Origin of the sequence: Salipiger marinus, assembly GCF_900100085.1 — a bacterium.
Lineage (GTDB): Bacteria > Pseudomonadota > Alphaproteobacteria > Rhodobacterales > Rhodobacteraceae > Salipiger > Salipiger marinus.
Genome location: NZ_FNEJ01000029.1, coordinates 58,294 through 64,684 on the forward strand (window position 1 = coordinate 58,294; position 6,391 = coordinate 64,684).

General features: G+C 60.4%; 5 protein-coding genes and 5 pseudogenes. All 10 read left to right on the forward strand.

Going from position 1 to position 6,391, the window contains the following annotated elements:
- Positions 1-78: 78 nt before the first annotated feature.
- Positions 79-1,104 carry a glycine betaine/L-proline ABC transporter substrate-binding protein ProX gene (proX, locus tag BLR51_RS23485; protein WP_089851570.1) on the forward strand — a complete coding sequence of 342 codons (1,026 nt, stop codon included), beginning with the start codon at positions 79-81 and terminating at the stop codon, positions 1,102-1,104.
- Between the two features lie 675 nt (positions 1,105-1,779).
- Positions 1,780-1,905: pseudogene (locus tag BLR51_RS28680) on the forward strand (IS3 family transposase); the annotation flags it as partial.
- An 87-nt stretch (positions 1,906-1,992) separates the two neighbouring features.
- A pseudogene (locus tag BLR51_RS28685) lies at positions 1,993-2,094 on the forward strand (DDE-type integrase/transposase/recombinase); the annotation flags it as partial.
- Positions 2,095-2,097: 3 nt separating this feature from the next.
- A protein-coding gene (locus tag BLR51_RS23495; protein WP_089851574.1) for an IS5 family transposase occupies positions 2,098-2,807 on the forward strand; the annotation gives its coding sequence in 2 pieces (ribosomal slippage) (positions 2,098-2,374 and positions 2,374-2,807; 711 coding nt in all).
- A 160-nt stretch (positions 2,808-2,967) separates the two neighbouring features.
- Positions 2,968-3,066, forward strand: a pseudogene (locus BLR51_RS27245) (IS5/IS1182 family transposase); the annotation flags it as partial.
- 182 nt (positions 3,067-3,248) lie between these two features.
- Positions 3,249-3,569 (forward strand): H-NS histone family protein, encoded by a 321-nt coding sequence (locus tag BLR51_RS23500; protein ID WP_089851582.1) that lies wholly within the window; start codon positions 3,249-3,251, stop codon positions 3,567-3,569.
- 489 nt (positions 3,570-4,058) lie between these two features.
- A complete protein-coding gene (locus BLR51_RS23505; RefSeq protein ID WP_089851576.1) occupies positions 4,059-5,039 on the forward strand; it encodes a glycosyltransferase family 2 protein in 981 nt (326 codons plus the stop codon).
- 156 nt (positions 5,040-5,195) lie between these two features.
- Positions 5,196-5,410: pseudogene (locus BLR51_RS23510) on the forward strand (transposase); the annotation flags it as partial.
- Positions 5,411-5,739: 329 nt separating this feature from the next.
- Positions 5,740-6,234, forward strand: a complete 495-nt coding sequence (gene folP / locus BLR51_RS23515; RefSeq protein WP_242656825.1) for a dihydropteroate synthase — start codon at positions 5,740-5,742, stop codon at positions 6,232-6,234.
- Positions 6,235-6,245: 11 nt separating this feature from the next.
- Positions 6,246-6,391, forward strand: a pseudogene (locus BLR51_RS23520) (phosphoglucosamine mutase); the annotation flags it as partial.

Consider the following 6,391-nt stretch of genomic DNA (forward strand, 5'->3'; position numbering starts at 1 on the left):
GCCGCCCCAAGCTGCGGGCGGTCCCTCATCCCCCACGAGCTGCGACAAGCAGCCTGTCCCCAACAGTAGGAGATCCCCATGACCAAAAACCCATTTTTCCTCACCACAGCACTGGCCTGCACGCTGGCCCTGCCCGCCATGGCCCAGGACCTGCCCGGCGAGGGCAAGGAGGTGCGCCTGTCCCGCAGCGACAGCCTTGGCACGCAATATGTTCAGGCCGAGATCCTGAAGCGTGCGATGGAAGATCTTGGCTATGACGTGACCATGACCTCCATCGGCACGGCGGCCTTCCTGCAGGCGGCGGCGCAGGGCGATCTGGACATCTCGGGCGACATCAACATGCCGCAGCGCGCCCTGCAGTATGATACGGTGAAGGACGAGGTGACCCTGCTGAGCGGCGGCACCATTCAGGGCGGCGGCATCAACGGCTATCTCATCGACAAGGCCACCGCCGAAAGCCGGGGCATCACCGATCTCAGCGCGTTGGCCGATCCCGAGATCGCGGCGCTGTTCGATGCTGATGGCGACGGCAAGGCCGATCTGATGAACTGCGATCCGGGCTGGAGCTGCGGCGATGTGGTGGAATTCCAGCTGCAGGAATACGGGCTGACCGACACGGTTGAATCGGTGCGGGCGAAATATGAGCCGCTTTTGGCCGAAACCTTTGCCCGCTACCGTCAGGGCGATCCGGTGCTGTACTACACATGGAGCCCCTCTTTCGCGACCGAGACGCTGGTCCCGGGCGAAGATGTGGTCTGGCTGCCGATCCCCTATGACGCGGCCCCCGAAGGCGTCGAGGTGCCCAATGGCCACCTTGTTGAAGGGGTCGAGGGCTGCGCGGGCGGCGCCACGTCCTGCCGCATGGCGACAGGGTCGTGGAACTGGGACATTGCCGCCAACCGGGAATTCATCGCCGACAACCCCGCCATCGCGGCGCTGGCGGATGGCGTGGAATGGCCTCTGGCCACATGGTCGGTTTGGGAAACCCAGATGAAGGAAGACAATTCCGACCGCGCCATCCGGAAGATCGCCGATGGCTGGATCGAAGAAAACCGCGCCACCTATGAGGGCTGGCTGGAGACGGCCAAGGCCGCCGCAGAGTAAGCCATCATCGGCACATCGGGGCCGCCTGAGGATCAGGCGGCCCCTTTGCCGTTCCACCTGCCCACGCCAAAGGGAAACGCCGGGTGTGGTCACGACTGTCGGTCCGGCGCGCGACACCCGGCATAAATCCTGTGCCCGGTTCCCGGGCTTCGCTGTCAAGGCAACAGGCCGGTTCCGAGGGCCGTCTTGGCCATGCCAATGGCGTGCGTCCCCAACCGGTCCAAGGCGGCCCGGCAGCTTAAAATGGCTTCAGGCCATCCAGCGGCGGACCACCACCAGCGTGCCGCCAAGATCCGCCCGGGGTACCATTCCGCTCCCGGATCCGCAGGGCCGGTAAACGTCACCCCTGACAGCCCGGCCCGTCGCCCCACCTACAGAGGCAGCTGAGGAGGGGAGTCCTCACCTGGACTGGAAAGCGGGTGGCAGGGTTTGTCGTGGAGGGGCAAGGGGTGCGCAGGTGTCTTTTGGTTCACGTCGGCTACCGCGCCTTACGCACATACCTTCCGGGAAACGCGGGCTCGCCCGATGACACGAACGGCAGAAATGACCAACCACCGTGATCACCGGCCCGCCTCTCGGTCAGACGGTAGTGCGAGCTGATGGGATCTGCCCCGTACCAGTTTCTATGCCGCTCCCAATCCGACCGCGGAAGATCCGGTCATCGGCGAGATATTGTTGCTCAGGGAAACCTGCCGCAACTATGGATATCGCCGTGTCACTGTCGAATTACGCCACCGTGGCCCTGTCGTGAACTCGAAGAAAGTGCGGCGGATCATGCGTGATAATGATCTGAATCCAGAGCGAAAACACCGCTATACCGGAACCACCGACAGCAGCCACGATAGCCCGATCTATCGGAATGTTGCCAAGGGGTTTGAAGTCCATGGACCGGATCAGCTCTGGGTCGGGGACATCACCTATGTCGCCATCGGGACCGGCTTCGTCTATCTGGCCGTCATCCTGGACGCCTGGTCGCGCAAGGTCGTGGGCTAGGTGTTCTTTCCCAAGTCACATGGGAAGCCCCGGGTTGACGACAAGCGAGTGCTGAGCGGGATTATCTTCATTAACCGCAATGGCTTGCGCTGGCGCGACGCTCCTGCTCCTTATGGCCCTCGCAAAACGCTTTACAGCCGATGGAAGCGTTGGAGCGAAAAGGGCATCTTCGCGCGGATGATGGCCGGGCTGGCGGCGGAACACGGCGAAGAGAAGACCGTGATGATCGACGCGACATACCTCAAGGCCCATCGAACGGCGACCAGCATGGCCGCCAAAAAGGGGGGCGTGGTCGCCTGATCGGTCGCACCAAGGGCGGCATGAACACCAAGCTGCACGCCGTCTGCGACAGTCAGGGACGACCGATCGACCTGTTTGTCACCGCCGGACAGGTCAGCGATTACATCGGCGCACGCGCATTGCTCAGCGGCCTACCAAACGCCAAATGGCTGCTCGGGGATCGCGGCTATGATGCTGACTGGTTCAGAGACGCGTTGGAGGACAAGGGGATACGCGCCTGTATCCCAGGCCGAAAGAAGCGCAAGACCCCGGTCAAATACGACAAGCGCAGACACAAGCGGCGCAACCGCATCGAGATTATGTTCGGCAGGCTCAAGGACTGGAGGCGCGTCGCGACCCGCTATGACCGCTGCCCCAAGGTGTTCCTCTCTGCCATCGCGCTCGCGGCTCTCGTCATCTATTGGTTATGAATCCTGACCCTAGCTCATCTCTCGTTCCCATGCTGATCCGTCTCATTTCCGCTCCCGAACAGAACCGCTTCGGGAACATTTCTAATGATGCAACGGCGCCATTTTTGGGAACAGTTCAGGCGAGGCAATGCGGCGTCTCATCCAGAATGTCGCGCTATAACGCGACCTTGATCGCCACGTCGCTGAACTCCATGTCCGCGCTACCGTGCTGAACCGCTACACCGCGATCGGCATTCCCGTAACCGAGCCCACGGGGTAAGTTCATCTGGACAAAATGTGGGGCATGGATTTTACCCTATCCTCACAACAAAGCCGAGATGGACAGCCAAGAGCTTCTTATATCTACGGGCGAAAATTTCTCAAAAGACATCCTCGCACCTTCAGACTTGCAATTACGATGCCTTACGGACATTACAGCTCCAGTCAAAAATGGAGATGATAATGACTGTTGATCTCGATCTACTGTCGATGCCGAAAGAAGACCTGCTGGTGCTGAGCAAGAAAATTGACAAAGCTCTCTCCGACTACGACGCACGCAAGAAAGCCGAAGCCCGGGCAGCCGCGGAAGCCCTCGCAAAGGAAGCCGGGTACTCTCTGTCCGAGCTGATGGAAGTCGGCGGCGCTAAGGGGTCAAAAGGGGCCCCGAAGTACGCACATCCCGAAAATCCCTCTAAGACCTGGACTGGCCGCGGTCGAAAACCGAAATGGGTCGAGGAGCACCTTGCGGCTGGCGGCGATCTCGACACACTCGCTATTCAGTAGGACGGCTTAGCCTCTCCTAAAAATTAGCCCCGCCACCACCGGCGGGGCTGTCTTTGATGGACCTCTGGCGCCACGGGCACTTATGCTCTGCGCAGTTTTCAAGCTGTTTGTCGCTTTTCCAACTGCTGGTGGGAGATCGCCAGGGATGATGAGCTCCGCATAGCTCTGATGGGGTTCCAACCTGACACTGTTGCAGTATTAGCAATATATTCAATTTTGGCAGCTTATGGTGATATTGCGAACCGCACCACAGAGGAGGCCGACCATGCAAGGTTGAGCATACTTCAGATACCCGTCTTCTGGTAGGCATCAGAAGCGCCGCGGAATGCGAGCACCATCAGACCGAATTTCTCCGAAGGATCAATAAAGGCGGCAGGCCAATCGTTCAGGAGCAATCTCGACTGCGGCAAGTTGGTGGGCGATCCGTTTGAGGCGCTGAACCAGACGATGAATCTCTAGCGGTTCCGATAAAAATTCAATGGAGTAACAATGGCATCCAAGGCTCTGACAGTGAATGATGAAGCGCGTGTGGCGCTGGTGTCTTGCATGCGGAACGAAGGCGTTTTTTCCTTGGAATGGCTCGCCTATCATATTGCGTTGGGGTTTGAGCGTATTTTTGTCGTCACTAACGATTGCCGCGATGGATCAAACGTTTTGTTCGATAGATTAGAAGAATTCGGCGTGCTAGTTCACGTGCCTCAGGACGTTCCTGAAGGTGCGTCGCCTCAGGATTTAGGTATGGATTTGGTGTTGGCGCAGTTGCGCCTGGATGGGCAAAGTCATGTTTTACATATCGATAGCGATGAGTTTCTCCATGTACCGGAAGGCTTGGAGGTAGTGATGAAAGCTACGCGCGGCGCTGATGTCGTACCGGTACCGTGGCGCCTGTTTGGGGATGGGGGGATGAGGCATTGGAAGCCTGGCGACTTGGTGGTTGCGCAAAATCTGCGGGCGGAGCCTGCGCCAGTGCCGGGGCAGAGCAAGTCCAAGTGCTTCTTTCGTGTGGACAGTTTCGCGCGGGCGACAGACCACAATCCACTGGAGCCTCTGGTGGACGACCCTGTAGTAATGAATCCTGATGGCGATGTGTTGGAGAACAAGTCGCTCTACCAGAAAAAAGCGGCCCGGTTCAGGCCGCATGATGTGGCGGTGCGCGGGCGAAACGCAGTTCTTTTTCACTATGCCATCCGATCTGAGGACTGCTTCTTGATGAAAAATGACCGTGGCGATGGACAGGGCAAACGAGGCGAAATTAAGTATCATCTTGGCTCTCACTGGCATCGGATGGCCAATCGCAATGACGTGGAAGAGCGCGCCATGTTGTCCCATGTGCCAAAGCTTTCGGAGACCCTTGCCGAATGGCGTTCTGATCCAGAACTGGCACGACTTGAGAAGGCATGCCAAGATTGGTTTCTTTCCCGGCGGGCCAAAGTGCTAACGCCTGAACGTCGCAAAGCGTGGTCGCGGTGAGGCTTCCGGCTTAACCTTTTGAAGCTAAGTGCTTAGTTGAGCTAGGAGAGGCACAAACGGTAAATTGCGCCCGGGACGGAGCTCCTCCCAAAGTTCGGACAGTGACGTAAACTACGATTTGCAATCTGCTGATCTTCGACGAGGGGGTGGGACTGCTCCTACTTTCCTTCGCTCCTTGAGCCCCGGCGCTCTGTGGAGAAGGCGCTGAGGCCGTAATCCAAGAGACCTACGTTCATGGCGTGTCGACGCGGTCGATGGATGACCTCGTGCAGGCCATGGGCGGGACCGACATCTCGAAGAGCCAGATCAGCCGGCTCTGCGAAGAGATCGATGAACGGGTGGATGTCTTCCTCGCTCGCCCGATTGAGGGTATGGCCGACCATAAGTTCACACCCCAGATCGATATCCTGTCCGCCGAGGATGCGCCGCGTCGGCACTGGAGCGACGCGGACAAGATCCGGGTGCCTCCGCTTGCCAAGCACCGCGCGCTGCGGCACATCACGGCCATGACCAAACGCTATCGCCTGTTTGTCCACAGCGACGCCCCCCGCCCCGCGCTGTCGGGGCTAAGCCCCGATGCGCCGCGGACGGATCGTGGGCATCCTCAACGTCACCCCCGACAGCTTTTCCGATGTCGGGATCGACGCCTTCGCCGCCGAGGTCGCGGCCCGGGCCGCGCACTGCTGGCCGTAGCGCTGTGATGATCAACGATGTCTCGGGCCTGTGCTTCGATCCCGACATGGCGCGCAGCGTGGCGCAGCTGGGCCTGCCCGTCTGCATCATGCACAGCCGCGGCACGCCCGAGACCATGCGCGAGCTGACCAGCTACGAGGACGTGCTGCTGGAGGTCTATGAGTTTCTGGAGACCCAGCTTGCCCTGCTGGAAAACCTCGGCCTGCCGCGCAGGCAGGTGCTGGTCGATCCCGGCATCGGTTTTGCCAAGACCGAGGCGCAGAACCTCGCGCTGCTGCGGGGGCGGTCGATCTTTCACGGGCTGGGCTGCGGGCTGCTGGTGGGAGTGTCGCGCAAGGGCTTCGTGGGGCGCATCGGCGGCGCGACCCGCCCCGTCGACCGCGCGCCCGGATCCCTCGCGCTGGCGCTGGCCGCCGTGGCGCAGGGCGCGCAGGTGATCCGCGTGCATGAAGTTACCGAGACCCGCCAGGCGCTCGCGCTCTGGCAAGCTGTTGACATTTAAGGAGAAAGATTGTGACTCGCAAGCTCTTCGGGACAGATGGGGTGCGCGGCACCGCCAATGCGCATCCCATGACCGCCCAGATGGCGCTGGCCATCGGCGCCGCGGCGGGCCGCTATTTCCGCCGCGAATCCGGCGGCACGCACCGGGTGGTGATCGG

Coding starts and splice junctions, on each gene's coding strand:
- proX (WP_089851570.1), top strand. CDS start 79: ATGACCAAAAACCCATTTTTCCTCACCACAGCACTGGCCTGCACGCTG.
- BLR51_RS23500 (WP_089851582.1), top strand. CDS start 3,249: ATGACTGTTGATCTCGATCTACTGTCGATGCCGAAAGAAGACCTGCTG.
- BLR51_RS23505 (WP_089851576.1), top strand. CDS start 4,059: ATGGCATCCAAGGCTCTGACAGTGAATGATGAAGCGCGTGTGGCGCTG.
- folP (WP_242656825.1), top strand. CDS start 5,740: ATGATCAACGATGTCTCGGGCCTGTGCTTCGATCCCGACATGGCGCGC.